23 protein-coding genes and 1 tRNA gene are annotated in these 23393 nt (G+C 55.2%); 10 read left to right on the top strand and 14 right to left on the bottom strand.

Going from position 1 to position 23393, the window contains the following annotated elements:
* Positions 1 to 619: 619 nt before the first annotated feature.
* The 4 genes from ACOT0L_RS04535 to ACOT0L_RS04520 all read right to left on the bottom strand — a co-directional run bounded on the left by ACOT0L_RS04535 (position 620) and on the right by ACOT0L_RS04520 (position 4703).
* Positions 620 to 696 (bottom strand) — tRNA-Pro (locus ACOT0L_RS04535).
* 91 nt (positions 697 to 787) lie between these two features.
* Positions 788 to 2482: a kdo(2)-lipid A phosphoethanolamine 7''-transferase gene (gene eptB, locus ACOT0L_RS04530; RefSeq protein ID WP_022646694.1), complete on the bottom strand. Its 1695-nt coding sequence runs from the start codon at positions 2480 to 2482 to the stop codon at positions 788 to 790.
* Positions 2483 to 2721: 239 nt separating this feature from the next.
* Positions 2722 to 3924, bottom strand: coding sequence for an L-lactate MFS transporter (locus ACOT0L_RS04525; RefSeq protein ID WP_023299065.1), 1203 nt, complete (start codon positions 3922 to 3924; stop codon positions 2722 to 2724).
* A 236-nt stretch (positions 3925 to 4160) separates the two neighbouring features.
* Entirely contained in the window at positions 4161 to 4703 is a 543-nt protein-coding gene (locus tag ACOT0L_RS04520; protein ID WP_023299064.1) for a lipase, read from the bottom strand.
* A 160-nt stretch (positions 4704 to 4863) separates the two neighbouring features.
* On the opposite strand from ACOT0L_RS04520, the gene tag reads away from it, so the two are divergent.
* Positions 4864 to 5445, top strand: a complete 582-nt coding sequence (gene tag, locus ACOT0L_RS04515) for a DNA-3-methyladenine glycosylase I (RefSeq protein WP_022646691.1) — start codon at positions 4864 to 4866, stop codon at positions 5443 to 5445.
* Complete coding sequence (locus tag ACOT0L_RS04510; RefSeq protein WP_022646690.1) at positions 5423 to 5863, top strand: N-acetyltransferase; 441 nt, start codon at positions 5423 to 5425, stop codon at positions 5861 to 5863. Before tag ends, ACOT0L_RS04510 begins: the two co-directional genes overlap by 23 nt.
* Here ACOT0L_RS04510 and ACOT0L_RS04505 read toward each other — a convergent pair.
* Positions 5832 to 8201: a molybdopterin guanine dinucleotide-containing S/N-oxide reductase gene (locus tag ACOT0L_RS04505; protein WP_069596138.1), complete on the bottom strand. Its 2370-nt coding sequence runs from the start codon at positions 8199 to 8201 to the stop codon at positions 5832 to 5834. The two genes, ACOT0L_RS04510 and ACOT0L_RS04505, sit on opposite strands and share 32 nt — an antisense overlap.
* 122 nt (positions 8202 to 8323) lie before the next feature.
* Between ACOT0L_RS04505 and ACOT0L_RS04500 the strand changes: the two genes are divergently transcribed.
* The 6 genes from ACOT0L_RS04500 to ghrB all read left to right on the top strand — a co-directional run bounded on the left by ACOT0L_RS04500 (position 8324) and on the right by ghrB (position 14354).
* Positions 8324 to 8986 (top strand): OmpA family lipoprotein, encoded by a 663-nt coding sequence (locus ACOT0L_RS04500; RefSeq protein ID WP_022646688.1) that lies wholly within the window; start codon positions 8324 to 8326, stop codon positions 8984 to 8986.
* 158 nt (positions 8987 to 9144) lie between these two features.
* Positions 9145 to 10161: a LacI family DNA-binding transcriptional regulator gene (locus ACOT0L_RS04495; protein ID WP_421637251.1), complete on the top strand. Its 1017-nt coding sequence runs from the start codon at positions 9145 to 9147 to the stop codon at positions 10159 to 10161.
* A 102-nt stretch (positions 10162 to 10263) separates the two neighbouring features.
* Positions 10264 to 11013 carry a sugar phosphate isomerase/epimerase family protein gene (locus tag ACOT0L_RS04490; protein ID WP_032677165.1) on the top strand — a complete coding sequence of 250 codons (750 nt, stop codon included), beginning with the start codon at positions 10264 to 10266 and terminating at the stop codon, positions 11011 to 11013.
* A gap of 3 nt (positions 11014 to 11016) precedes the next feature.
* Complete coding sequence (locus tag ACOT0L_RS04485) at positions 11017 to 11955, top strand: sugar kinase (RefSeq protein WP_126502797.1); 939 nt, start codon at positions 11017 to 11019, stop codon at positions 11953 to 11955.
* A 117-nt stretch (positions 11956 to 12072) separates the two neighbouring features.
* Positions 12073 to 13353 carry an MFS transporter gene (locus ACOT0L_RS04480; protein WP_001089079.1) on the top strand — a complete coding sequence of 427 codons (1281 nt, stop codon included), beginning with the start codon at positions 12073 to 12075 and terminating at the stop codon, positions 13351 to 13353.
* A gap of 26 nt (positions 13354 to 13379) precedes the next feature.
* Positions 13380 to 14354 (top strand): glyoxylate/hydroxypyruvate reductase GhrB, encoded by a 975-nt coding sequence (ghrB, locus tag ACOT0L_RS04475; RefSeq protein ID WP_022646684.1) that lies wholly within the window; start codon positions 13380 to 13382, stop codon positions 14352 to 14354.
* Between the two features lie 58 nt (positions 14355 to 14412).
* Here ghrB and cspE read toward each other — a convergent pair whose 3' ends face one another.
* Together cspE and ACOT0L_RS04465 are read right to left on the bottom strand one after the other, a co-directional pair.
* Positions 14413 to 14625 (bottom strand): transcription antiterminator/RNA stability regulator CspE, encoded by a 213-nt coding sequence (cspE, locus tag ACOT0L_RS04470; RefSeq protein WP_003860775.1) that lies wholly within the window; start codon positions 14623 to 14625, stop codon positions 14413 to 14415.
* A gap of 243 nt (positions 14626 to 14868) precedes the next feature.
* Positions 14869 to 15579 carry a DUF3053 domain-containing protein gene (locus ACOT0L_RS04465; protein ID WP_126502796.1) on the bottom strand — a complete coding sequence of 237 codons (711 nt, stop codon included), beginning with the start codon at positions 15577 to 15579 and terminating at the stop codon, positions 14869 to 14871.
* A 330-nt stretch (positions 15580 to 15909) separates the two neighbouring features.
* On the opposite strand from ACOT0L_RS04465, the gene ACOT0L_RS04460 reads away from it, so the two are divergent.
* Complete coding sequence (locus tag ACOT0L_RS04460; RefSeq protein WP_003860776.1) at positions 15910 to 16197, top strand: HTH-type transcriptional regulator; 288 nt, start codon at positions 15910 to 15912, stop codon at positions 16195 to 16197.
* A gap of 38 nt (positions 16198 to 16235) precedes the next feature.
* Here ACOT0L_RS04460 and ACOT0L_RS04455 read toward each other — a convergent pair whose 3' ends face one another.
* The 3 genes from ACOT0L_RS04455 to ubiD all read right to left on the bottom strand — a co-directional run bounded on the left by ACOT0L_RS04455 (position 16236) and on the right by ubiD (position 20307).
* Positions 16236 to 17855, bottom strand: a complete 1620-nt coding sequence (locus ACOT0L_RS04455; RefSeq protein WP_126502795.1) for an ABC-F family ATP-binding cassette domain-containing protein — start codon at positions 17853 to 17855, stop codon at positions 16236 to 16238.
* Positions 17856 to 18072: 217 nt separating this feature from the next.
* A complete protein-coding gene (fre, locus tag ACOT0L_RS04450) occupies positions 18073 to 18774 on the bottom strand; it encodes an NAD(P)H-flavin reductase (protein ID WP_003860778.1) in 702 nt (233 codons plus the stop codon).
* A gap of 39 nt (positions 18775 to 18813) precedes the next feature.
* Positions 18814 to 20307, bottom strand: coding sequence for a 4-hydroxy-3-polyprenylbenzoate decarboxylase (ubiD, locus tag ACOT0L_RS04445; RefSeq protein ID WP_126502800.1), 1494 nt, complete (start codon positions 20305 to 20307; stop codon positions 18814 to 18816).
* A gap of 172 nt (positions 20308 to 20479) precedes the next feature.
* Here ubiD and rfaH point away from each other — a divergent pair, with 172 nt between their 5' ends.
* The gene (gene rfaH / locus ACOT0L_RS04440; protein ID WP_032626529.1) at positions 20480 to 20971 is read left to right on the top strand and encodes a transcription/translation regulatory transformer protein RfaH; all 492 of its coding nucleotides are present in this window, start codon (positions 20480 to 20482) and stop codon (positions 20969 to 20971) included.
* On the opposite strand, the gene tatD is transcribed toward rfaH, so the two are convergent.
* Genes tatD through tatA form a run of 4 tightly spaced genes read right to left on the bottom strand, consistent with a single transcriptional unit; the run spans position 20968 to position 23365 of the window.
* Positions 20968 to 21750, bottom strand: coding sequence for a 3'-5' ssDNA/RNA exonuclease TatD (gene tatD, locus ACOT0L_RS04435; RefSeq protein WP_023299055.1), 783 nt, complete (start codon positions 21748 to 21750; stop codon positions 20968 to 20970). The two genes, rfaH and tatD, sit on opposite strands and share 4 nt — an antisense overlap.
* 41 nt (positions 21751 to 21791) lie before the next feature.
* Entirely contained in the window at positions 21792 to 22562 is a 771-nt protein-coding gene (tatC, locus tag ACOT0L_RS04430; protein ID WP_022646678.1) for a Sec-independent protein translocase subunit TatC, read from the bottom strand.
* A 2-nt stretch (positions 22563 to 22564) separates the two neighbouring features.
* On the bottom strand, positions 22565 to 23107 hold the full coding sequence (gene tatB / locus ACOT0L_RS04425) for a Sec-independent protein translocase protein TatB (RefSeq protein WP_038415050.1): 543 nt from the start codon (positions 23105 to 23107) through the stop codon (positions 22565 to 22567).
* A gap of 3 nt (positions 23108 to 23110) precedes the next feature.
* Positions 23111 to 23365 carry a Sec-independent protein translocase subunit TatA gene (tatA, locus tag ACOT0L_RS04420; protein ID WP_022646676.1) on the bottom strand — a complete coding sequence of 85 codons (255 nt, stop codon included), beginning with the start codon at positions 23363 to 23365 and terminating at the stop codon, positions 23111 to 23113.
* Between the last annotated feature and the right edge of the window lie 28 nt (positions 23366 to 23393).

The raw sequence follows: 23393 nt of genomic DNA, 5'->3' as shown, positions 1-23393 counted from the left end.
TTGTGCTCCAATGTGATGTTTTGCTTTGTTGTGTTACGCCGCCTGACCTTTATTTATTTTTTACCCGGTCCGGTCGGTGATGCCCGAGGGCGTTAAAAGGGATAGAGAATCCTTTCAGAAGAGCGTTTGAGTTGCAGCGCAGATCCTCCCTGAAATGCCCCTCGTGCCCTACAATCTGTCAACAGAATGTGAAAACGTCAATACAGGTGGCGGGGATTTACGTGGAGTGTGAGAAACCGCAAACAAAGATTAAAAAAACTCTGAATGCCAGTTTTCAGCAGAGAAATTTATGCTACTCGCCATGTTGCAGCACAAACCCCTCCCTATTTCGCAACACCCAGTGATTAAGTTTTATTCAGAATGGGTAAATTTTCTTACAGAATGGTGATTATCTGAGCACTAAATACCGCGAACGTTAAAACGCACAGCGAAAAATGCTGAGGTTATCCATAAGCAACGCGAAAAAAGATCAAACTATATATAAAAAAATACAATGGATTATGTCACAAAACCGCAAGCAGGCAGGGGGAAGCAGGGCTAAGGGGTATTTTGAGGACTCGGGTGGGGTAACGCGTTAATGCAAAAAGGGCTAACCTTGCGGTTAGCCCTTTTTAGAATGTGGTCGGCGAGAGAGGATTCGAACCTCCGACCCACTGGTCCCAAACCAGTTGCGCTACCAAGCTGCGCTACTCGCCGAATGCGGAGCGCATCTTACTGCTGAGGTGCGCCCTCGTCAATCCCTTATTTTCAAAAAGCCATTCAACTGGCGATATTCTCGCCAGACCAGCTACTGCGCGGCTTTTGTGGTGTTATCAGGGAGTTTACACCAGTTGTTGTTTTCGTTAATCCCACCGTTCGGTGAGGTATAGCCGAGACAGCCCATAATAGTGTCGTACAGCTCAACGTGACGGCGCGGTACCTTAATCTCTGCCTGCTGTTTCAGGTGGGCAAACATTTTGGCTTTGTCCGGGTTTTCCAGATACTTGTCCGACATCCACATGATCATCGGCACGCGGAACTGCTCTGGTGGCGCCAGCTTACGCGGCGTACCGTGTAAATGCTCTTTCTCGTTGATGGACTCGCCGTGGTCGGCCGCGTAGATCACAATCGCTTTCTTATCGCGAAGCTGGTCAATCACCCGGCTGAGGAAGGTATCCACATACAGAATCGAGTTATCATAGGCATTGATCAACTCCTGCTTGCTACAGTTCTTGTTAATGCCGACGCACTCAGGCGTCCATTTGGCGAAATCGCGCGTGTAACGCTGATAGTAGCTGTAGTGTGACCCTTTGGTATGCAGAACAATAAGGTGCTTACCCTGCGGATGGTTTTTCAGCGACTGTTCCATCTCAGAGAGCAGCAGCATGTCATCAACGTTCTTTCCGCGGTTACGCGGCTCGGCGCCAATCTGCTCGCGGTAGGCGATGTTATCCGCCATGGTGTTGGTGTAGAACCACATCTCACTTTGCATGGCGAACAGATCGGAGCTAAATCCAAGCTGCTTCAGAACAGCAAATACGTTTTGCTCTTTGAGAGTGCGCTGAGGGTTATCACTCGCACCGCCCTCGCGAACAAACATACAGCGCAACGAGAGCTTCGTGGCGGTATCGCAGGAGTAGCCGCGGTATGCCACCAGATTCTTTTCCTGCGCCAGTTTCGGGGTGGTATCGCGGTCATAACCGAGAATACCCATATGATCCCAGCGCGTCGTTTCGCCGATAACGAAGACCACGTAAGTATCATCCAGCCCGTCAGCCGGAGCCTGGTAGGTGAACTTTTTGGTTGGGTTAATCAGCGATTTCACATCGCTGGATTCGTCCGCCTGAGCCCAGGCATAAAGACCTAACGCCGACAGCCAATTAGACGGCAGGTACGAGTTAGCCACCACGCCGCCGTAGCTTGGCATATCCACGCCTGTCGCTTTTTCGATCCGTTTTTGCTGCTTTTCCATCAGGCGAATAGGCGCCCATACCAGCAGACCCGCCAGAAGAACGACGGCGACGTTGCGGATGCGCTGTCCCCGGGTACGCAACTGGCGTAACAGGGTGTAGCGACAGGTGTTACTCCAGATAAAGAAGAGCGGGATCAGGCAGGTCAGAATCGTCCACAGGATGAACCCTTGACCCACCACCTCTTTCGAGAGGTCGATGTCCGTGGTCATCACCGAGGCCACAATACCGTAGCCAATGACTACGTTCATGAATGTCATGTAATAGCTTGCGGCGGCGGAGATAATCACCACCAGCGAGGCCAGAATTTGCCATGTACGACGGCCAAAGAGAGAGAGCAGGCGTAACAGGAAGAAGGTCGCCAGAATTGAGCCAAACACTTCAATCGCGGCAAAAATTCCATTTCTTACAGTGAGGTGTTCGAAATAACCTTCCACTCGTCTGAACAGCACCGCGCCATTCAGAAACAAACCGATATAGACAGCCAGCATCAGACACAATCTTTGCTGGGTAAGAGACCTAATATATTTCATGCAAACAACCCTGGGGGAAGGGGTATAAAAACCCGCCGAATCTCAGTGAGAAAGCTGACAGAGTAAGTAGATGCGAGAGAAACCGTTATCAGAAACGTCTACAAGCGCGATAAGTAGACCACAGCAGGGAAGAAAAGTGGCAGCAGAGAATGTGAATCGATGAAGATTTTTACAAAATAGCAAGTCCGGAAGCGATTTAGAAATAAATAAAAGAGGCCCTGCGGCCTCTTTTCATCGCATCATACATGCGCTTCTTTATACAGTTCGCGCTGCGGCTGACGGATCGTGGTGGACAGCGCCAGCGAAATAATCAGCAAAGCGAATATCACGCAGAAGGTCACGTAGAAGCCGCCAAACAGCGAGGCAATCAGTGAACCGCAAATACTGCCGATACCGAAGCCGAGATAAATGACGCCGTAGTTTTTCGCCAGGTTGTTCAGGCCGAAGAACTCGCTCACCAGTGACGGGAAGACGGTAATAGTGCCGCCAAAGTTAAAGGCTACGCAGGCAATTGCTGCAAAGAATGTCGCCTCGTTCAGCGGAGCGAACAGCAGAGCTGCCATACCCACCAGGGAGATGACCTGCCCCAGCGTAATCACACGGATACGGGCGATTTTGTCAGACAGGATACCCAGTACCAGACGACCCGAGAGGTTAGCGATGGAGATGACCGTTACCGCGTTCGCCGCCGTCGCCGCGTCCAGTTTTACCATCCCCTGCGCGATATCTTTCGCCACACCGATGACATACAGACCGCTCATGCAGGCCGTCAGGAACATCACCGCCAGCATCCAGTACTGCGGCTTACGCATGGACTGAGCGAGGGTGAAATCGTTCTCCACCACGCCGTTAACGGTTTTCACTTCCTGCTGCGGCGCATCTTTCATCAGCGTGGCGCCGAAGAGGATCATTACCAGCACAATCACGCCCCAGATCATAAAGGTTTTCTCAAGCCCCACCGAGGCCAGCAGATGGGAGTCAATGAATTTGAACCCCAGGCTGCCCAGGCCATATGAACCAATGGCAAACGCGGAGATAAGCCCTTTACGCTCCGGGAACCACTTCACGCAGTTAGACAGCGTCAGCAGATAACCTGCGCCGTCCGCCAGACCCACCAGCACCCCGGCGCTTAGCCACAGCATCATCAGGTTGTTTGAATGTGCCGTCAGGAAGAAGCCCACGCCCAGCAGGATCCCGGAGGCCATGGTTACGCGCTTCACGCCGAAGCGCTCCTGAAGTTTGCCCGCCACGGAAGAGGAAATCGCTAATCCAAGGCTCAGCAAGCCGAAGGAGAATGCCACCTGGCTTATCGGTGCGCCGAGCTTATCGGACAGGGCGCTGTTAAACAGGCTCCAGGTATAGACCGAGCCCAGTGCGAACTGGGTAACGATGGTGCCGAAAAGCGTCAGCCAACGCGTGCGGTTATAAGTTGATGTGTTCATGGCAGTGTCCTGCAAGAAAAATTAAGGAAGTTCGCTGAGGACACGATAAACAAAACCCCAAAACGCCAGGGGTAAAACGGCATGAAATGCAGGAGATACGGAATGAAATGCCTGGAAGCGGGAATGAATGACCTTGCCGGAAAAGAAAACGCTTAAAGGTGAGTGACCACTATCACCACAGCCCGCGCCGTTATTGTATTAAATATGTTACCGCAGCGTTTAAAAAAGTAACAACCCTAAAATTTGGCGCTTAAGCCCAGGGTGTACAAATATTCTTCCTCCGACTGCTGGTTGTAGCTGATCTTCGCCCAGGGATGTAAATCACCATACTGCGTATCAACGCGCCACCCCAACGAGTTCACGCTGGCATGCCAGAGGGGATCGGTAAGCGGCTGCGTGGTAGTTACCTCACCAAATGCATTCACCGTTGCAGGGGGAGCGCCATCAGTGCGCCACGCCATGACGGGGCCGGTGGTAAAATGTCCCGCCACGGGAAAATTCCAGCCAACGCTCAGAACGGTTTCCGCATCTGAACCGGATGGGTCGTTCAGGGCAAAGCCCGCAGCATTCTGCGAATGGTTGATACGCTCCGCGAGAATATCTTCATAACGAGGTTGGTGATCGGCGTCCCATGTATAGCGTTCCGTCGTATTACTTTGTGCATCTGAAACGATATATTCCTGTTGCCACGCAAAAGCGGTGTTACATATAAGCAGGCAGGCTGAGACACCCACCAGGCCAGAAGCAGCATGGCGACCACTGATTTTTTTTAACATCATCAAAGCGACTCCAGAAAGAGCCGAGTTCGGCGATATATGTCATTGTTCGAAGAGGTATTAGGGCGTATAGCCCTGTATTAACTATTGTCTCTTTAGCAAACACGTCAAGCCGGGCAGATTGAAATTTTTGCGTTTACCGTATCAGGAAGGGAGATGACCTATGCAACGTTGCGGCTGGGTAAGCCAGGATCAGCTTTATATCGATTATCACGACAAGGAATGGGGCGTGCCGGAAACCGACGGTAAAAAACTGTTTGAAATGATTTGCCTTGAAGGCCAGCAGGCCGGGCTGTCGTGGATCACCGTTCTGAAAAAGCGTGAGAACTATCGCAAGGCCTTCCACCATTTCGATCCGGTTGCGGTGGCCGCCATGACCGACGAAGACGTGGAAAGGCTGGTTCTGGATACCGGTATCATCCGCCATCGCGGTAAAATTCAGGCCATTATTGGTAACGCGCGTGCTTATCTGGCGATGGAGCAAAACGGCGAACCCTTCTCAGCTTTTGTCTGGTCGTTTGTGGATAACGAGCCGAAGGTGACGCAGGCCGCCACGCTTGCAGAGATCCCAACGTCGACCCCCGCCTCAGATGCCCTGTCAAAAGCACTGAAAAAACGCGGCTTTAAGTTTGTGGGCACCACCATCTGTTACTCCTTTATGCAGGCCTGCGGGCTGGTCAATGACCATATTAAGGGCTGCTTCTGCCACCCGGAGGGCCACCATGATCCGCAAATGGCAAAGTGAGGATACCGCTCCGCTTTTGAGTCTGTGGCTGGAGAGCACCACCGAGGCGCATCCGTTTATCGACGCAAGTTACTGGCAAGCGAATGAAGCGGTAGTGCGGGATGATTACCTTCCCGCCGCCGAGACCTGGGTCTGGGAAGAAAACGGTACCCTGTGCGGTTTTATCAGCGTCATGCAGTTCCAGTTCGTGGGGGCGTTGTTTGTCGCCCCGGCGTTCATCGGAAGGGGGATCGGGCGTGCGCTGCTGAACTATGTTCAGCAGCACTACCCATATTTAACCCTGGAGGTGTATCAGAAAAACGTGCGGGCGGTGAATTTCTATCATGCTCAGGGTTTTCGCATCGAAGACAGCGCCTGGCAGGATGATACCCAACACCCGACGTGGATCATGAGCTGGCAGGCGGATCAAATGCCGTAAGGGGAAGCGCCGGCCCCTCATATTTCTCCACCCATGCCAGCGCCGTATTCCCCGCACAGCCGTTCCCCAGCTTCGAGCTGGGGAGATCTTTGGTCAGCACGTTTACGGCGCCGTTCTTACAAATACCGCCCTCGTCCAGCGCCAGATCCGGCCATGCTCCCTGATGAATGCAGAACACGCCTGGGCGGATCCCGTCACTCACCACGGCGCCAGCCAGCACCTGCCCGCGTGCGTTCCAGACGCGAACGAGATCGCCGTCGTTAATCCCCCGCGCCTTTGCATCGTCGCTATTCAGCGCGATCGGCTCACGACCCGCCACCGCATACTGCTCGCGCAGAGCCGAATAGTTGAGCTGGCTGTGCAGACGATGGGCAGGATGGGCAGACAGCAGCTGAAGCTGCCCCGGCTGCGCATTGCCATGCCATTCGTCCGGCTCCAGCCACGCCGGGTGCGGCGGGCAGTCCGCGTAGCCAAAGCTGGCGATGCGCTCGCTGTGGATCACAATCTTCCCGCTTTCGGTTTTTAACGGGTGATTCTCCGGATCGCGACGGAAGTCAGCAAAGCGCACAAACCGCGCGTTCTGCTCGCTTTCCGGCATTTCGAAGAGTTGATTCGCCTCCCAGAACTCAGCAAATGGCGGCAGCGTCACGCCCTGCGCAGCCCCGCGCTGGCAGGCAATCTGGTAAAACGTTTCCAGCCATTGCAGATCCGTTTTACCCTCGGTGAAACGCTCCCGTCCGCCCGCTTCCCATAATTCACTCAGGTCAGCAAAGACGTCAAAATCATCCCGCGCTTCATCCCGGGGAGCCACGACGCGCTTCATCGGCACCATATGCTGGTTGCTGTAATCCCCCGTCATGGTGAGATCGTTACGCTCGAACGAGGTCGTGGCGGGCAAAACGATATCGGCATGTTTCGCTGACGCGGTCCAGAAGCACTCCGAGATCACCACCAGCTCCGGTTTCTGCCAGGCGCGGATCAGGCGGTTGGTATCCTGGTGATGGGTGAAGTTGGCCCCACCCGCCCACCAGACAAACTTAATATCCGGGAAATGGCGATCCTGACCGTTGTGCTGATAAAACCCGCCGGGGTTCTCCAGAGCTTCAACAATGCGTGCCACCGGAATTTTATCCACAGCGTCCACGCCACCCTGCACCGAGCCCTGCATGGACGCCAGCACCGCCGCTTTACGCGTCGGGTTGCCGCCGTTGGCAAAGTGATAGGAAAGGCCAAAACCGCCGCCGGGTGTGCCAATCTGCCCAAGCATCGCGGCGAGCGTCACCAGCATCCAGTGCTTCTGCTCGCCAAACTGCTGGCGCTGCATCCCCCATCCGGACATGAGCATCGTGACATGGCTATGGAATAACGCTGCCAGTTCGCGGATTTTAGCGGCATCAACGCCGCAAATCGCCGCAGCCCACTCTGCGGTTTTGGCGATACCATCGGTTTTGCCCGTCAGATAGTCGGCAAATTTATCGAACCCCGTTGTGCAGCGCGTCAGAAATTCCGTGTCGTGCCAGCCGTTCTCCACCAGGGTGTGGGCGATACCCAGCATCATCGCCACGTCGGTGCCCATATGCGGCGCGATCCACTCGGCGCTGTCGCCGAAGAAATCAAGCGTTTCAGAACGCATCGGATCGATACAGATGATGCGCTTGCCGCTTTTGCGCAGCGCATCAAAGTAGGAAACGCCCTGCTCGTCGGACGCATTCCAGGCAATTTTAAGGGTATTGAGCGGGTTGGCGCTCCACAGCACCACCACCTCTGTATGCTCCAGCACCAGCGGCCAGCTGGTCTGCTGCTGATAAACCTCATTCCCGCCCACGACATACGGCATGATCGCCTGCGCCGCGCCGGTCGAGTAATCACCCAGATGGCCGGTATATCCTCCGGCCAGGCTCATATAGCGTTGCAGCAGGGTTGCGGCCTTATGCAGCACGCCGTTTGAGCGCCAGCCATAGGAGCCGGCAAAAATGGACGACGGGCCATAGCTGTCGCGGATGCGTTTATGCTGCGTATGGATCAGCGCCAGGGCATCGTCCCAGCTCACGCGCACGAACTCATCCTGCCCGCGAATACCTTGCGGTTTATCCGGTGACGCCAGAAAGCCTTTACGCACCATCGGCCAGCGTACGCGGGTTTTGCTATGTACCTGATCGCGAACGACGGTCTGTAAAGAGTTGAGATGGCGCGAAGGCAAAGCCCCGCGAGACGACAGCACGGTGTCGCCATCGGTTTCGACCAGCATCGGCCCCCAGTGGGCGGCGGTCAGAATGGTTTTTGTTGAGGTGCTCAAAGCGTGCGCTCCTGGTTGCGTGCAGGTATGACGGCCTTTCATTGAGGCAGTTTATCGTTTGTGACAAATTTCAGAGTTATACACTGAATTTTCTCCGTATTCGGACGTCATAATCCACTGCCACGTCCGTCGTGGCAAAGAATAAAAAGGATTAAGGAAATAAGATGAAAAAACGCGTACTCGTTATTGCCGCTCTGGTGAGCGGTGCACTGGCTGTTTCAGGCTGCACAACCAACCCTTACACCGGCGAACGCGAAGCGGGTAAATCCGGCATTGGCGCGGGTATTGGTTCCCTGGTGGGCGCTGGCGTTGGCGCACTCTCCTCCTCCAAGAAAGATCGCGGTAAAGGTGCGCTGATTGGCGCAGCGGCAGGCGCAGCCCTGGGCGGCGGCGTGGGTTATTACATGGATGTGCAGGAAGCAAAACTCCGTGACAAAATGAAAGGTACAGGCGTGAGCGTGACGCGCAGCGGTGACAACATCATCCTGAACATGCCAAACAACGTGACCTTTGACAGCAGCAGCGCGACGCTGAAACCCGCAGGCGCGAACACCCTGACCGGCGTGGCCGCGGTGCTGAAAGAGTACAACAAAACTGCCGTGAACGTGATTGGCTACACCGACAGTACCGGCAGCCAGGATCTGAACATGCGTCTGTCGCAGCAGCGTGCCGATTCCGTGGCCAGCTCGCTGATCACCCAGGGCGTAGAAGCGAACCGCATCCGCACCAGCGGCATGGGTCCGGCTAACCCGATCGCCAGCAACAGCACGGCGGAAGGCAAAGCGCAGAACCGCCGCGTTGAGATTACGTTGAGCCCTGTGCAGTAGGTAAAAGCAAAACGGCAACCCCGTTGCCGTTTTTAGTGTTTGCGCCCTCTCCCGTGGGAGAGGGTTGGGGTGAGGGCATCAGGCCGCCACCCGGCAAATTGCTTGATTCGTCAGATTTTCCCGCTAAGGTATTCTCACTAATTTCAGGGAAATCAGCGATGAGCAAACCAACCCGGGCCACCATCAGCGACGTGGCGAAAGCCGCCAAAACCGGTAAAACCAGCATTTCACGCTACCTCAACGGCGAGAAACACCTGCTTTCCGATGCGCTGCTGGCGCGAATTGAACAGGCCATTGCCGATCTCGACTACCGTCCCAGCCTGATGGCGCGCGGCCTCAAGCGGGGTCGTACCCGTCTGATTGGCCTCATCATCGCCGATATCACCAACCCTTACTCCGTTAACGTCCTCAGCGGCATTGAGGCGGCGTGCCGTGAGAAAGGCTTTACCCCGCTGGTCTGTAACACCAATAACGAAGTTGATCAGGAGTTGCACTACCTCGATCTGCTGCGCAGCTATCAGGTGGAAGGGATCGTGGTCAATGCCGTCGGGATGCGCGAAGAGGGACTGAATCGCCTGCAACAATCGTCGCTGCCGATGGTGCTTATTGACCGCAAAATCCCGGAATTTGCCTGCGATGTGGTCGGGCTGGATAACACCCAGGCGGCCACCACTGCTACCGAACATCTGATTGAACAGGGTTTCGAAGCCATTTTGTTCCTGAGCGAACCGCTGGGTATGGTTAACACCCGCCGCGACCGCCTGGCTGCATTTCGTGCCACGCTGGCGCGTTATCCCGGTGTGATCGCCGAAAATGCCGAAATCTCTCTCCATGAAGCCGGTCAGCTGGATAATACCCTGCGCCAGTTCCATACCCGCCATCGGGGTATGCGCAAAGCGGTGATCTCCGCGAACGGGGCGCTGACGCTTCAGGTTGCCCGCTCGCTTAAACGCATTGGCCTGCACTGGGGCAGCGACATCGGCTTACTCGGCTTTGATGAACTGGAGTGGGCTGAACTTGCTGGCGTAGGCATTACCACCCTCAAACAACCCACCTGGCAGATCGGCTATGCCGCGGTTGAACAATTGGTTCGCCGCATTGAAGGCACCCGCGACGCCGTACGCGAGCAGGTTTTTTCTGGCGAGCTGATCGTTCGCGGCTCTACTACCCGTTAATTTCCCCTTCGTGACAGCGATCATAAATTCAGCATCCCGATCTTTTCTTTGGAACCGGTTCCATCTAGCGTAATACTATCGATTACGCCCTGGAGTCAGGAAATGAGCAGGAAAATTATGGTGGTCACCGCCGCGTATGGCGCGGATCAGGTGCGACAAGCAGGCGGTCAACGGGCGATGCTTCCCGTTATTGCCGGCGCAGGGGCTGATGGCGTTGAAATCCGCCGCGAGCTCTTCAGCAGCGACGAGTTAATGGCCCTGCCTGCGCTCGGCGAGTCCATTGAACTGCTGGGTTTACTGGCGTGCTACTCCGCCCCGGCCCCCCTGTTTATGCCCGATGGAACCCTCAACCCGGATCTTCCGCGCTACCTTAGCGAAGCCAGCACCCTGAACGCGCTGTGGCTTAAAGTCTCGCTGGGCCATTTCAGCGACAAACAACCGCTTGAAGCCCTGCGCGTACTGCTGGATGAAAGCGGCATGACGCTGGTGGTGGAAAACGACCAGACCGACTGCGGTCAGCTCGCTCCGATGCAGCGCTTCAAAGCCGCCTGCCGGGTAATGGCGCTGCCGGTCACGCTGACGTTCGATATGGGCAACTGGCTGTGGGTTGGCGACTCCCCGGAAGAGGCTGCACGTCAGTTGGCTCCCGCCGTGAGCTACATTCATGTGAAGGCCGCGATCCCGCATAAGGCGCAATTCCGCGCCGTCGCGCCGGATCAGACCGATTCTCGCTGGCGGGATCTGCTTAATCAACTCCCTGCCGATGCGCCACGCGGTATCGAATTTCCGCTGGAAGGGACGGATCTCACCGCCGTCACCCGCCATTACGTCAACCTGCTGCGCGAGGAGTAAACCATGCACAAGACGCTGGATGTCATCACCATCGGCGAGGCCATGGCGATGTTTGTCGCCACCGAAACAGGCGAGCTGAGCGCAGTGGAGCACTTTATCAAACGCGTTGCAGGTGCTGAGCTGAATGTTGCTACCGGCCTTGCGCGGCTGGGGCTGAATGTTGGCTGGGTAAGCCGCGTGGGAAATGACAGCTTTGGCCATTTCGTACTCGACTCGCTGAAAAAAGAGGGCATTGATGCCGCAGGCGTGACCCTCGACGGACGCTTCCCGACGGGCTTTCAGCTGAAATCTAAAGTTGAAAATGGAACCGATCCCATCGTGGAGTATTTCCGTAAAGGCTCAGCGGCAAGCCATCTCTCCGTGGATGATTATCACGCCGCGTATTTCTCCTCTGCGCGCCACCTGCACCTGAGCGGCGTGGCGGCGGCGCTCTCGGCCAGTTCGTACGATTTACTCGATCATGCCGCTTCGGCAATGAAAGCGCAGGGCAAAACAATCTCCTTTGATCCAAACCTGCGTCCGGTGCTGTGGAAAAGCGAAGCGGAGATGGTTGAGAAACTCAACCGACTGGCGTTTCAGGCGGACTGGGTACTGCCGGGGGTAAAAGAGGGAATGATCCTCACTGGCGAGAGCACGCCGGAAGGCATTGCTGATTTTTACCTCAACAAAGGAGTAAAAGCCGTGGTGCTGAAAACCGGTGCTGACGGTGCATGGTTCAAAACTGCCGACGGCGAGCAAGGCGCCGTCGCTGCGGTAAAAGTCGATAACGTGGTCGATACCGTGGGTGCGGGCGATGGGTTTGCCGTCGGGATCATCAGCGCCCTGCTGGAGGGCAAACCGCTGTCGCAGGCCGTGGCGCGAGGCAACAAAATTGGTTCGCTGGCGATTCGGGTGCAGGGCGACAGCGAAGGATTACCAACACGAGCAGAGCTCGGAGTCTGAATCCCCTCTCCCTGCGGGAGAGGGCCAGGGTGAGGGCAGCAATCCGCACCAGATAATTAAGCCACCGTGTACCCTACAGACAACGGCGGCAACAACCTCAACAACAGAGGCAAGCCTATGAACAGTTCGACCAATGCAGTAAAACGCTGGTGGTACATCATGCCAATCGTGTTTATCACGTACAGCCTGGCGTACCTGGATCGTGCCAACTTCAGTTTTGCATCCGCCGCCGGGATCAACGAAGACCTCGGGATCACCAAAGGGGTCTCCTCCCTGCTGGGCGCCCTCTTCTTCCTGGGTTATTTCTTCTTCCAGATCCCCGGCGCGATTTACGCTGAACGCCGCAGCGTGCGAAAGCTCATTTTCATCTGCCTGATCTTATGGGGTGCATGTGCATCGCTGACTGGCGTGGTGAATAATATTCCTGCTCTGGCGGCTATTCGCTTTATTCTCGGCGTGGTTGAGGCGGCCGTCATGCCAGCAATGCTGATTTACATCAGCAACTGGTTCACAAAATCTGAGCGTTCACGTGCCAATACGTTCCTGATACTCGGTAACCCGGTCACCGTGCTGTGGATGTCGGTGGTTTCCGGCTATCTGATCCAGTCCTTCGGCTGGCGCGAGATGTTCATCATCGAAGGGGTTCCCGCGATTATCTGGGCCTTCTGCTGGTGGGTGCTGGTGAAAGATAAGCCAGCCCAGGCAAAATGGCTTTCTGAAGACGAAAAAGCCGCACTCCAGGCGCAGCTGGATAAAGAGCAGCAGGGGCTGAAAGCGGTGCGTAACTACGGCGAAGCCTTCCGCTCCCGGAACGTTATTCTGCTATGCGCACAGTATTTTACCTGGAGTATTGGCGTGTACGGCTTTGTTCTGTGGTTGCCGTCGATTATCCGCAGCGGCGGTGAAAACCTTGGCATGGTGGAAGTGGGCTGGCTGTCATCAGTGCCTTACCTGGCTGCAACCATCGCGATGATTATCGTCTCCTGGGCATCGGACAAGCTGCAAAACCGTAAGCTGTTCGTCTGGCCACTCCTGCTGATCGCTGCTTTTGCCTTCATTGGTTCCTGGGCCGTAGGCGCGAACCACTTCTGGGCCTCGTATACGCTGCTGGTGATTGCGGGTGCGGCCATGTATGCCCCGTATGGTCCGTTCTTTGCCATCATCCCGGAAATGCTGCCGCGTAACGTCGCAGGGGGCGCGATGGCGCTGATCAACAGTATGGGTGCGCTGGGTTCGTTCTTTGGCTCGTGGTTTGTGGGCTATCTGAACGGCGCCACCGGCAGCCCTTCAGCTTCTTACATCTTTATGGGGGTGGCGCTTTTTGCCTCGGTATGGCTTACTCTGATCGTTAAGCCTGCTAATAATCAACAGCTACCCGTCGGCGCACGCCACGCCTGAATCCTTTTAAATCAACGGAGATTAGCATGAAGCCGTCCGTCATTTTGTACAAAGCACTGCCTGAAGATCTGCAAAAACGCCTGGAGGAACACTTTACCGTTACCCGGGTAAAGAACCTCAGCCCGCAAACCGTGGCACAGCACGCCGACGCGTTTGCCTGCGCCGAGGGCCTGCTGGGTTCAAGCGAAAAGGTGGATGCAGCGCTGCTGGAGAAAATGCCGAAGCTTCGTGCAACCTCAACCGTTTCTGTGGGCTACGACAATTTCGACGTGGATGCGCTTAACGCGCGCAACATCCTGCTGATGCACACGCCACATGCTCTGACGGAAACCGTCGCCGACACGCTGATGGCGCTGGTGCTCAGCACTGCTCGTCGCGTGGTGGAGGTGGCTGAGCGCGTGAAAGCGGGCGAATGGACGAAAAGCATTGGCCCGGACTGGTTCGGCGTGGACGTACATGGCAAAACGCTGGGGATTGTTGGGATGGGCCGTATCGGTCTGGCGCTGGCACAGCGCGCCCATTTCGGCTTCAACATGCCCATTCTGTATAATGCACGCCGTCATCACGCTGAAGCTGAAGAACGTTTCAACGCCCGTTACTGCGAGCTTGATACGTTGTTGCAGGAAGCCGACTTTGTCTGCCTGATCCTGCCGCTGACGGATGAAACGCGTCATCTCATCGGCAGGGCGGCGTTTGAAAAGATGAAGAAATCGGCCATTTTCATCAACGCGGGTCGTGGTCCGGTGGTCGATGAGAAGGCGCTGATTGAGGCACTGCAAAACGGTGAGATCCACGCCGCCGGTCTGGACGTGTTTGAACAGGAGCCACTGCCGGTGGATTCTCCGCTACTGAACATGCCAAACGTCGTCGCCCTGCCCCACATCGGCTCTGCAACTCATGAAACACGCTACAACATGGCGGCGACCGCCGTGGATAACCTGATTGCCGCGCTCGGCGGTAAAGTGGATAAGAACTGCGTTAACCCGCAGATACAACAGTAGAAACGAAAAAACCCGCCTTCTGGCGGGTTTTTGAATTTTGTGCTACTGGGTTGGAAGCTTACAGGCTTACAACGTTACCAGCTGCTGGGCCTTTAGCGCCGCTTTCGATGGTGAAGGAAACTTTCTGACCTTCATCCAGAGATTTGTAGCCATCGTTCTGGATAGCAGAGAAGTGTACGAACACGTCTTTAGAGCCATCGTCAGGAGTGATGAAGCCGAAACCTTTATCAGCGTTGAACCATTTTACCAGACCAGTCATTTTAGCAGACATAGAAATTACCTTATTAACAAATATATTGTGCCTTCCGGCTTGATGGATTGCGTTACAGATTTTTAAGCGATGAAGGAAGGGTCACTACGAAGGGTATCTATGGATAACAATCTGGACTGCTTTACTAAACTGCTTTAGGTCTGTGTAACAAACCGACGAAGATAGTTATACCGATATGGTAGAAGAATGACAAGCGTTATTTTCATCATGCATAAAAAAACCCCGCCGAAGCGGGGGTTTTTCTTATTCCGTTGCAGCGACCGCTGCGCTCCAGGCCTGGCTAAAGGCCTGATGCTGGGACGCCAGCGGCCCTATCAGCGTATTGTACTGACTCGCCTGCTGGGAGGTCGGGAACTGGATACCGTTAGAGACGAAGCTCACCTGCGTACCCTGCTCATTAATAAAGTCACCCACCTGAACCAGCTGCTGAGTAAAGACTTGCGCCGCCGGGATCAGTGGTTGCAAGGCGTTTGACGGCTTGGTCACGACTTTCTCATACACCTGGTCATAAACCGTCTTGAGATCCTCGTCCTGCTTCAACGCGGAGCGCGACGCATCAGCCTGCATTTTGGCATTTTGCAACTGCTGGCTCAGCACCCCAAGGGCGCCGTTGGACTGGCGCAGCGGTTCGCGCTGGGTCATATAATCCTGTGGAACGCGAATGGCATTGACGCTATCCACGACCGGGCGAATGCCCGAATCCATCGCCTGGCTTACCTGCTGTGAATAGCCATACAGAATGGCGTAATCCGACACGAATGGACCAAACTGTTTTTTCTGATCCGCAGTCAGCGTTGGTAAACGCTCGCCGCTACGCATCACTGTATTCTGTAGAAAATCGATAAACGCTTTGCGCTGATCGCCTTCTTTATCGAAACACCCACTCAGGCTAACAACCATCAACAACGCCGCAATAGGCGCAAACCAGCGAGAGCAGGACTTTCCTGTCGCCATTTTATTACTCCTTTCACCCAAAAAGCGCACACCGGCACACGCGTGCCCAACGCTGACAAGGATAGTCCAGGTCAGCCTTGCAAGATAGAGTTTTCATGCAAAACGGGTATTGCCGTTTTTGTACTGACTATTTACAAAAAAATACCTGTGCATCCCTACATATGATTAATCAGGTAATTAGCATAACTATCCATATAGCTGAAACGGGTAAAGCGATCGTTATCGCACAATTAATCACAACCGTGACGATCCTGTGTTTGGTTTAGGGACTATTCTTAACATGCTCTCTGATGTTCATGATCCCGATGTGTGATTTATGAGGAGTTCTCAATGGAATTAAAAGATCCTGAGTTTGAGCTGCTGAGCAGCCTGGAACAGATTATTTTTAAAGATGTACCGCCGACGGTTACCCTGAATCAAAAGTCCAATCCTTTTAGTGAATTTGAGCGTTTACGCAAAGGGTCGGGCCTGAAAACAGATGAATTCGCAAGAGCGATGGGTGTCAGCGTAGCGATGGTGCTGGAGTGGGAGTCAAAGCGTGAAAAACCTACCCCAGCCGAGCTAAAGCTGATGCGCCTGATCCAGGCAAACCCTGACCTTCGCAAGCAGTTAGCCTGATAAAGTTTGTTTGCCCCCGCCCTTGCGGGGGCTTGTGTTTAGAGGCTTTCACATCGCCATCCCGACTCTTCCCACACCAGCTCATGCGTCAGCTTTAATCCTGCTAAAAACGCTTCATCGTGCGACACCACCAGCAGCGCGCCGGGATAATCGGCCAGGGCCGCTTCAATGGCCTGAACGGAAGCCAGATCGAGGTGGTTGGTCGGCTCATCCAGAAGCAACAGCTGCGTTGCCGCTTCACGCCACAATACGCAGGCCAGCGCGGCCTTCAGGCGCTCGCCGCCGCTTAGATCGGCCAGTGGAAGTGTCACTTTCTCCGCGCCCAGCTGAAGCTGCGCTAAACGGGTACGCAGCGCCCCCTCTTCGAGCGGTGTATTGCCCAGGCTAAGGTGTGTCATCACCGACTGCGACAGATCCAGCCGGGAAAGATGCTGATCGAGATAAGCACATCTGACGGAGACCTTACAGGTTCCCGTAACAGGGGCGGTTTCGCCCAACATCACTTTCAACAGCGTGGATTTCCCACAGCCGTTCGGCCCGCGTAGCGCCACGCGCATCGGGCCATCCATTCGCCAGTTTATCGGGGAGACAGGCACGTGCGGAAGCACCAGTTCTTCCAGCACCAGCACCTGTTTTCCTTCCGGGATTTCACTGCCCGGCAGGGTAAACATCACCGCGTTATCCTCTTCAACCCGCTTGCGTGCCTGGTTAACCGCAGCGTTCAGGGCATGATTTTGATCGCTATGCTGTTTTTTCCAGGAACCAATCCGCTCTTTCGCCGCCCCTTTGTATTTGACCCGTTCAAACGAGGCGATGTTAAGGCTGTCGACCGTGCGAAGCGTTTTGGCCGAACGCCGCTGGCTGTCGTCATGCTCTTTATGCATACGGGCGCGGGTACGCTTGCGTTCGGTGGCAGCATGCTCCAGCGCGGCGCGGGCAGCCAGTTGCTCAGCATTACGCTGGGTTCGATAGTCAGCATAATTTCCGCCGTAGCTGCGCAAGCCCAACGCGCTCAGTTCAAGGATACGCGGTACCTGGGCCAGCAACTCACGGTCGTGAGAGGCCACCAGCACCCCGCCCTGATACCGGGAAAGCTGCTCGTAGAACCACACGCGGCCTTGCCTGTCGAGGTGGTTGGTCGGTTCGTCCAGCAGCAGGTAATCAGCATCCGCGGTGAATGCGCCGCACAGCAAGGCACGAATGCGCTCGCCGCCGCTTAGCTCTGCCGCGCGTTTGTTCGGCTCAAAAGAGGGAAGTTTTGCAGCGATAAAAGCCTGGCTTAGCCGTTCAGCCAGATCCCAGTAACCATCGAGCGTGTCGAGATCGTCGGGTTCATAATGACCGCCGTCGATGCGCGTGCGCGCCGCAAAGATCGCGTCGTAACCAAGCATTCCGGCAAGAGTCGTATCCGCAGAAATATCCTGCTGCTGCGCCACATAGACGTGTGTACCAAAGCGCTCAATGTGACCGCTGGCGGGTTCATCAACCCCTGCCAGCAGACGCAGAAGGCGTGTTTTACCGCTGCCGTTGCGGCCAACCAGCGCACACACTGACGCATCCAGAGAAAGATTCAGTGGACCAAAAAGGATATCGCCCGTCGCAAACTGACAGGTGACCTGATGCAAAATAAAAGAGGGGGATTGCGCAAAATGAGCCATAAGCACTCCTGAATGAAATCAAAACATCCCCTGCCGACGCGATGCGTTGAGCAAGGATCGAAATTCATCAGTCGTGTTTGTTCATTTTTGGGGGGCGCTCCTGAGGGCGAAATTTAACGGGAACAAGAATAACGGCAATGCGCCGCCCATTTCAAGGTTAAATTTTCACCAGCGCTATTGCCCGAGCGTAAAAAACCCGCCGAAGCGGGTCTCACAATCAGATAAACGCAAACGCATCGCCAAACAGACGATCTTCCCGCGCGTCACGCTCATTGCAGAACAGGTCGCGGGCAATTTTCGCCATTTCAAAGCGACCGGCAATGTAGATATCGTGCCCGGCCAGCGTTCCGTGATCCTGCAATACCGCAGTCAGCACCGTACCGCTGCGCCCGCGCCAGCCCTCTTCCGGCTGCTCGACAACCGGCTCAATGCGCAGGTTTGGATGATTGACGCTCAGCGCTTCCAGCTCAGACAGATCGTAAAGGTGCTTCTCTTCACGGCCGCCCCAGTAGATGGTGATATCGCGATTGGGATTACGCGCCAGCGCCGTCAACAGAATAGAGCGGACATAGGAGAAGCCTGTACCACCGGCAATCAGGATCAGCGGACGGTCTTCGTCTTCACGCAGCCAGGCCTCGCCATGAGGAATATCGACCACGATTTCACGCTCTTTCAGGATGCGATCCATCACGGCCATCGCGTACAGGTTAAGCTCAGACGCACCAATATGCAGCTCAATAAATTCCTTCTCTGCTGGCGTTGAGGCCATAGAGAAAGGACGCTTATCACGCTCGTCCATCACGACCATCAGGTACTGACCGGCACGGAATGAGAATGCCGCTTCAGGAACCAAACGGACGCGATATACGGTGTCGGTAATAGCATCTACCGACGTCACTTTACAGCTTAAGGTTGTCATTCGCTCTCTCTGTCGGGAAGTCTATAGGGCTAAACGGTCTTATTCTGCCTTACCGTTATTCATTATGGCCAGCTCGTCCCAGATCGCGTCAATTCGCGCGGTCACGGCAGGATCTTTTTCGATCGGGCGACCCCATTCACGGTCGGTTTCGCCAGGCCATTTGTTCGTGGCATCCAGTCCCATTTTTGAACCAAGGCCGGAAACCGGCGAGGCAAAGTCCAGATAATCAATCGGCGTGTTTTCCACTAACACCGTATCACGCGCCGGATCCATACGCGTGGTGATGGCCCAGATGACGTCATTCCAGTCGCGGGCATTGACGTCATCATCGCAGACAATCACAAACTTGGTATACATAAACTGGCGCAGGAAAGACCATACGCCCATCATCACGCGCTTAGCGTGACCGGCATACTGCTTCTTCATCGTCACCACCGCCAGGCGATACGAACACCCTTCCGGCGGCAGATAAAAATCAACAATTTCCGGGAACTGCTTTTGCAGGATCGGCACGAACACTTCGTTCAGCGCCACGCCAAGTACCGCCGGTTCATCCGGTGGGCGGCCAGTGTAAGTTGAATGATAAATGGCATCTTCACGCTGGGTAATGTGCGTGACGGTGAATACCGGAAAGTTATCCACTTCGTTGTAATAGCCGGTGTGGTCGCCGTACGGCCCTTCGGGTGCCAGCTCGCCCTGTTCAATGTAACCTTCCAGCACGATCTCTGCGCTGGCTGGCACTTCCAGGTCATTGGAGATGCACTTCACCACTTCGGTTTTGGTGCCGCGCAGCAGCCCTGCAAAGGCATATTCAGACAGCGTATCAGGAACAGGCGTCACCGCGCCCAGAATGGTTGCCGGATCGGCACCCAGCGCGACGGAAACCGGGAAGCGTTCGCCCGGATAGGCCGCGCACCACTCCTGGAAATCCAGCGCGCCACCGCGGTGGGACAACCAGCGCATGATGAGCTTGTTCTTGCCAATCAGCTGCTGGCGATAAATGCCGAGGTTTTGACGCTCTTTATGCGGCCCACGCGTCACGGTGAGGCCCCAGGTAATCAGCGGTGCGGCATCTTCAGGCCAGCACTGCATGATGGGAATTTTGGTCAGATCAACTGCATCGCCTTCCAGCACTTTTTGCTGGCATGGCGCGCCGCGCAGGCGTTTGGTGGGCATATTCAACACCTGCTTAAACTGCGGCAGCTTGTCGAACAGGTCGCGGAACCCTTTTGGCGGCTCCGGCTCTTTCAGAAAGGCCAGCAGTTTGCCCACTTCACGTAACGCCGTGACATCTTCCTGCCCCATGCCCATCGCCACGCGGCGAGGTGTGCCAAACAGGTTGCACAGTACAGGCATAGCGTAGCCTTTTGGGTTTTCAAACAGCAACGCCGGGCCGCCCGCGCGCAGGGTGCGGTCAGCGATTTCTGTCATTTCCAGATACGGATCAACAGGAAGCGTAATGCGTTTGAGTTCGCCCTGCTTTTCCAGCAGCGCCAGGAAGTCGCGTAGATCGTGGTATTTCATGCAGTTAATCATGGCCTCTCTGTAAGCGCTTCATTATACGGCGTAAGACCGCGTGATGCTGTAATTTTGTTAAATTAGCGTGAACTTCCACGACTTACTCTCTTTTTCGCCATTATAATCACCTTAGCGATCCCGCCAGGGTTTTGGTATGCTTGCGCCCCGAACAATGGGAAGAGTGATTATGCAGGCCTGGTATTTACTGTATTGCAAACGCGGGCAACTTCAGCGCGCACAGGAACATCTTGAACGTCAGTCTGTTAACTGCCTGACGCCCGTGATCACGCTTGAAAAAATGCAGCGTGGAAAACGCACGACCGTCAGTGAGCCTCTGTTCCCGAACTATCTGTTCGTTGAGTTCGACCCCGAAGTGATCCACACCACGACGATCAGCGCCACGCGCGGCGTCAGCCATTTTGTGCGTTTTGGCGCCCATCCGGCAAGAGTACCGTCATCGGTTATTCATCAGCTCTCTGTCTACCAGCAGCCTGAAGATATTACCGATCCGGAAACCCCTTATGCCGGGGACAGCGTGGTGATCACCGAAGGCGCTTTTGAAGGGTTACAGGCCATCTTCGCTGAACCAGACGGTGAAGCGCGTTCTATGCTGCTGCTCAACCTGCTGAACAAAGAGGTGTTGCAGAGCGTTAAAAACACCGATTTCCGCAAAGTTTAGAACTGCACGCCGAACAGACGACGCACGTTGTCATCGGTTTGGGCTGCCAGCCACTGCGCATCTTCCCCGCGCCAGTACGCCACTCGCTCAGCAATGTGTCCCAGATAAGCCGGTTCGTTACGTCGTGATGCCGGTTTGGGCTGCATATCCCGGGGCAACAGATACGGCGCATCCGTTTCCAGCAACAAACGATCGGCCGGGATTACGGATAACAGCTCGCGCAGTTCCAGCCCACGACGCTCATCGCACACCCAGCCCGTGATACCCAAGTAAAGCCCGCGGTTCAGGCAATCCAGCGCTTCCTGACGGGAGCCCGTAAAGCAGTGCAACACCGCGCCTGGCAGTTTCTCCAGCCAGGGGTCCAGTAGCGCCAGAAAACGTTCATGCGCATCGCGACAGTGCATAAACACCGGCATCCCCAGCTCTGCAGCCAGCGCGAGCTGGGCGGTAAATGCCTTCTCCTGCTCTTCAGGCGTCGAGAAGTTACGGTTGAAATCAAGCCCGCATTCGCCAATGGCAACCACTTCTGGCGTAGCCGCCAGACGATGAAGCGCCTCAGCGCTTTCATGCGTCCACTGGCTGCTGTCATGAGGATGCACGCCTGCGGTGGACCAGCAGTGTTGATAGCGTTGCGCCAGCTGCCGTGCCTGCTCACTCTCATGCAGATTTGTTCCCGTCAGTAACAGCCCGTTCACGCCGGCGGCAAAGGCGCGCGCCACCACCTCATCGCGGTCTTTCGCAAACTGGGCGCTGGTCAGGTTAAGCCCGATATCAAACATACGTATCCCCATATGACAACCGCCCTGACGGGCGGTTGGTTTTATTCTTTAGTGGTCTCTTCAGACGGCTCGTCTTCTTCGTCCCGGGTACGCCCCTTTCCGACGTAGAAACGAGCGAAGAATACGCCGACTTCAAACAGGCAGTACATGGGTATCGCCAGTAAGGTTTGCGAGAAGACGTCCGGTGGCGTTAACAGCATACCTACGACAAATGCCCCTACCAGGATGTACGGGCGCTTCTTACGCAGATCGTCAGGCGTGGTCACCCCCACCCAGCAGAGCAGGACAATCGCGACGGGCACCTCGAAGGCGACACCAAAGGCCATAAACAGCGCCATAACGAAGCTGAGGTAGCTGGCGATGTCCGTCGACACCTGTACCCCTTCCGGCGCGGTATGCGTCAGGAAGCCGAAGGCCAGCGGGAAGACAACGAAGTAGGCGAACGCCATACCGATATAAAACAGCAGCGAACTGGACACCAGCAGCGGAATAACCAGCTTGCGTTCATGCCTGTACAGCGCGGGTGCCACAAATGCCCAGACCTGATACAAAATGACCGGCGCAGAGGCAATCAACGACACCCAGAAGGTCAGCTTGATCGGGGTAAAGAACGGCGAAGCAACGTCCGTTGCAATCATCGTTGCGCCCAGCGGCATCTGCTTAATCAGCGGTGCGGAAACCACCTGATAGATATCGTTGGCAAAATAGACCAGACATAAAAAAATGAGGAAAACCGCAATAATGCAGTTTAACAGACGCTTACGCAGCTCAATGAGGTGCGTAATCAGCGGTTGAGTATCATCTACTGCCATGTTTACGCTTTATCACTCGACGAGGGGGATGATTCGGAAACGGGCGCGGCGGGTTTTACCTCAGCCGTTTTGACCACGGGCTCTTCCGGCGGCACCTGCTTTTTCACTTCGGGCTTCTGCGGCGATTGCTCTGGAGAAGCAGCCTGATGCTCCGCGCTGGAAGGCGTCACACCCTCGCGCTGCTCTTCGCTGCCCTTCACCACCGGATTATGGATGGTGTTTGCTTCATCACTCGCCTTCTCAGGATCGTTAACGCTGTATGAGCGCTTCATGGATTCAGCCGCTTCGCGCAACTCATCCATGGATGCTTTCAGCTCCGGCGTCAGGTTATCCATGCTCGCCTTTTCAACCTTTTTCAGGCTGTCCTGAAATTCCTGAAGCTTCAGTTCCTGCGCCAGCTCGTTCTGCACGGTCGTTGCCAGCGAACGGAGCGCACGCACCCAGCCCACGACAGTTTTTACCGCAACGGGTAAACGCTGCGGCCCCAGCACAATCAAACCAATCACAAAGACCAGCAGTAACTCACCAAAACCAATGTCGAACACGAATTACACCTGCTCTTTATCGTGACGTTTGGCCTCTTCCTTTTTGGCTTCGTCCTGCTTATCGGCGATAGATTTAGCGGTAAAATCAGCGTCCTGACCGCTTTTTTCCTGCTTATTCTCATCATCGCTCATGGCTTTCTTGAAGCCTTTGATTGACGCGCCCAGGTCGGAACCAATTGATCCGAGTTTTTTCGTGCCGAACAGCAGCACAACGATGACGGCAATGATCACTAACTGCCAGATACTGATACCACCCATGCGTGTTCCCCAGTGATAGATGATTAAT

The organism is Enterobacter cloacae complex sp. XAL002, from assembly GCF_049236805.1.
In the GTDB taxonomy this organism is placed as follows: domain Bacteria; phylum Pseudomonadota; class Gammaproteobacteria; order Enterobacterales; family Enterobacteriaceae; genus Enterobacter; species Enterobacter intestinihominis.
Note: the sequence above shows the minus strand (reverse complement) of the source record. Positions and strands in the feature narration are given on the sequence as shown.

Coding starts and splice junctions, on each gene's coding strand:
- eptB (WP_022646694.1), bottom strand. CDS start 2,482: ATGAAATATATTAGGTCTCTTACCCAGCAAAGATTGTGTCTGATGCTG.
- ACOT0L_RS04525 (WP_023299065.1), bottom strand. CDS start 3,924: ATGAACACATCAACTTATAACCGCACGCGTTGGCTGACGCTTTTCGGC.
- ACOT0L_RS04520 (WP_023299064.1), bottom strand. CDS start 4,703: ATGATGTTAAAAAAAATCAGTGGTCGCCATGCTGCTTCTGGCCTGGTG.
- tag (WP_022646691.1), top strand. CDS start 4,864: ATGCAACGTTGCGGCTGGGTAAGCCAGGATCAGCTTTATATCGATTAT.
- ACOT0L_RS04510 (WP_022646690.1), top strand. CDS start 5,423: ATGATCCGCAAATGGCAAAGTGAGGATACCGCTCCGCTTTTGAGTCTG.
- ACOT0L_RS04505 (WP_069596138.1), bottom strand. CDS start 8,201: ATGAAAGGCCGTCATACCTGCACGCAACCAGGAGCGCACGCTTTGAGC.
- ACOT0L_RS04500 (WP_022646688.1), top strand. CDS start 8,324: ATGAAAAAACGCGTACTCGTTATTGCCGCTCTGGTGAGCGGTGCACTG.
- ACOT0L_RS04495 (WP_421637251.1), top strand. CDS start 9,145: ATGAGCAAACCAACCCGGGCCACCATCAGCGACGTGGCGAAAGCCGCC.
- ACOT0L_RS04490 (WP_032677165.1), top strand. CDS start 10,264: ATGAGCAGGAAAATTATGGTGGTCACCGCCGCGTATGGCGCGGATCAG.
- ACOT0L_RS04485 (WP_126502797.1), top strand. CDS start 11,017: ATGCACAAGACGCTGGATGTCATCACCATCGGCGAGGCCATGGCGATG.
- ACOT0L_RS04480 (WP_001089079.1), top strand. CDS start 12,073: ATGAACAGTTCGACCAATGCAGTAAAACGCTGGTGGTACATCATGCCA.
- ghrB (WP_022646684.1), top strand. CDS start 13,380: ATGAAGCCGTCCGTCATTTTGTACAAAGCACTGCCTGAAGATCTGCAA.
- cspE (WP_003860775.1), bottom strand. CDS start 14,625: ATGTCTGCTAAAATGACTGGTCTGGTAAAATGGTTCAACGCTGATAAA.
- ACOT0L_RS04465 (WP_126502796.1), bottom strand. CDS start 15,579: ATGGCGACAGGAAAGTCCTGCTCTCGCTGGTTTGCGCCTATTGCGGCG.
- ACOT0L_RS04460 (WP_003860776.1), top strand. CDS start 15,910: ATGGAATTAAAAGATCCTGAGTTTGAGCTGCTGAGCAGCCTGGAACAG.
- ACOT0L_RS04455 (WP_126502795.1), bottom strand. CDS start 17,855: ATGGCTCATTTTGCGCAATCCCCCTCTTTTATTTTGCATCAGGTCACC.
- fre (WP_003860778.1), bottom strand. CDS start 18,774: ATGACAACCTTAAGCTGTAAAGTGACGTCGGTAGATGCTATTACCGAC.
- rfaH (WP_032626529.1), top strand. CDS start 20,480: ATGCAGGCCTGGTATTTACTGTATTGCAAACGCGGGCAACTTCAGCGC.
- tatD (WP_023299055.1), bottom strand. CDS start 21,750: ATGTTTGATATCGGGCTTAACCTGACCAGCGCCCAGTTTGCGAAAGAC.
- tatC (WP_022646678.1), bottom strand. CDS start 22,562: ATGGCAGTAGATGATACTCAACCGCTGATTACGCACCTCATTGAGCTG.
- tatA (WP_022646676.1), bottom strand. CDS start 23,365: ATGGGTGGTATCAGTATCTGGCAGTTAGTGATCATTGCCGTCATCGTT.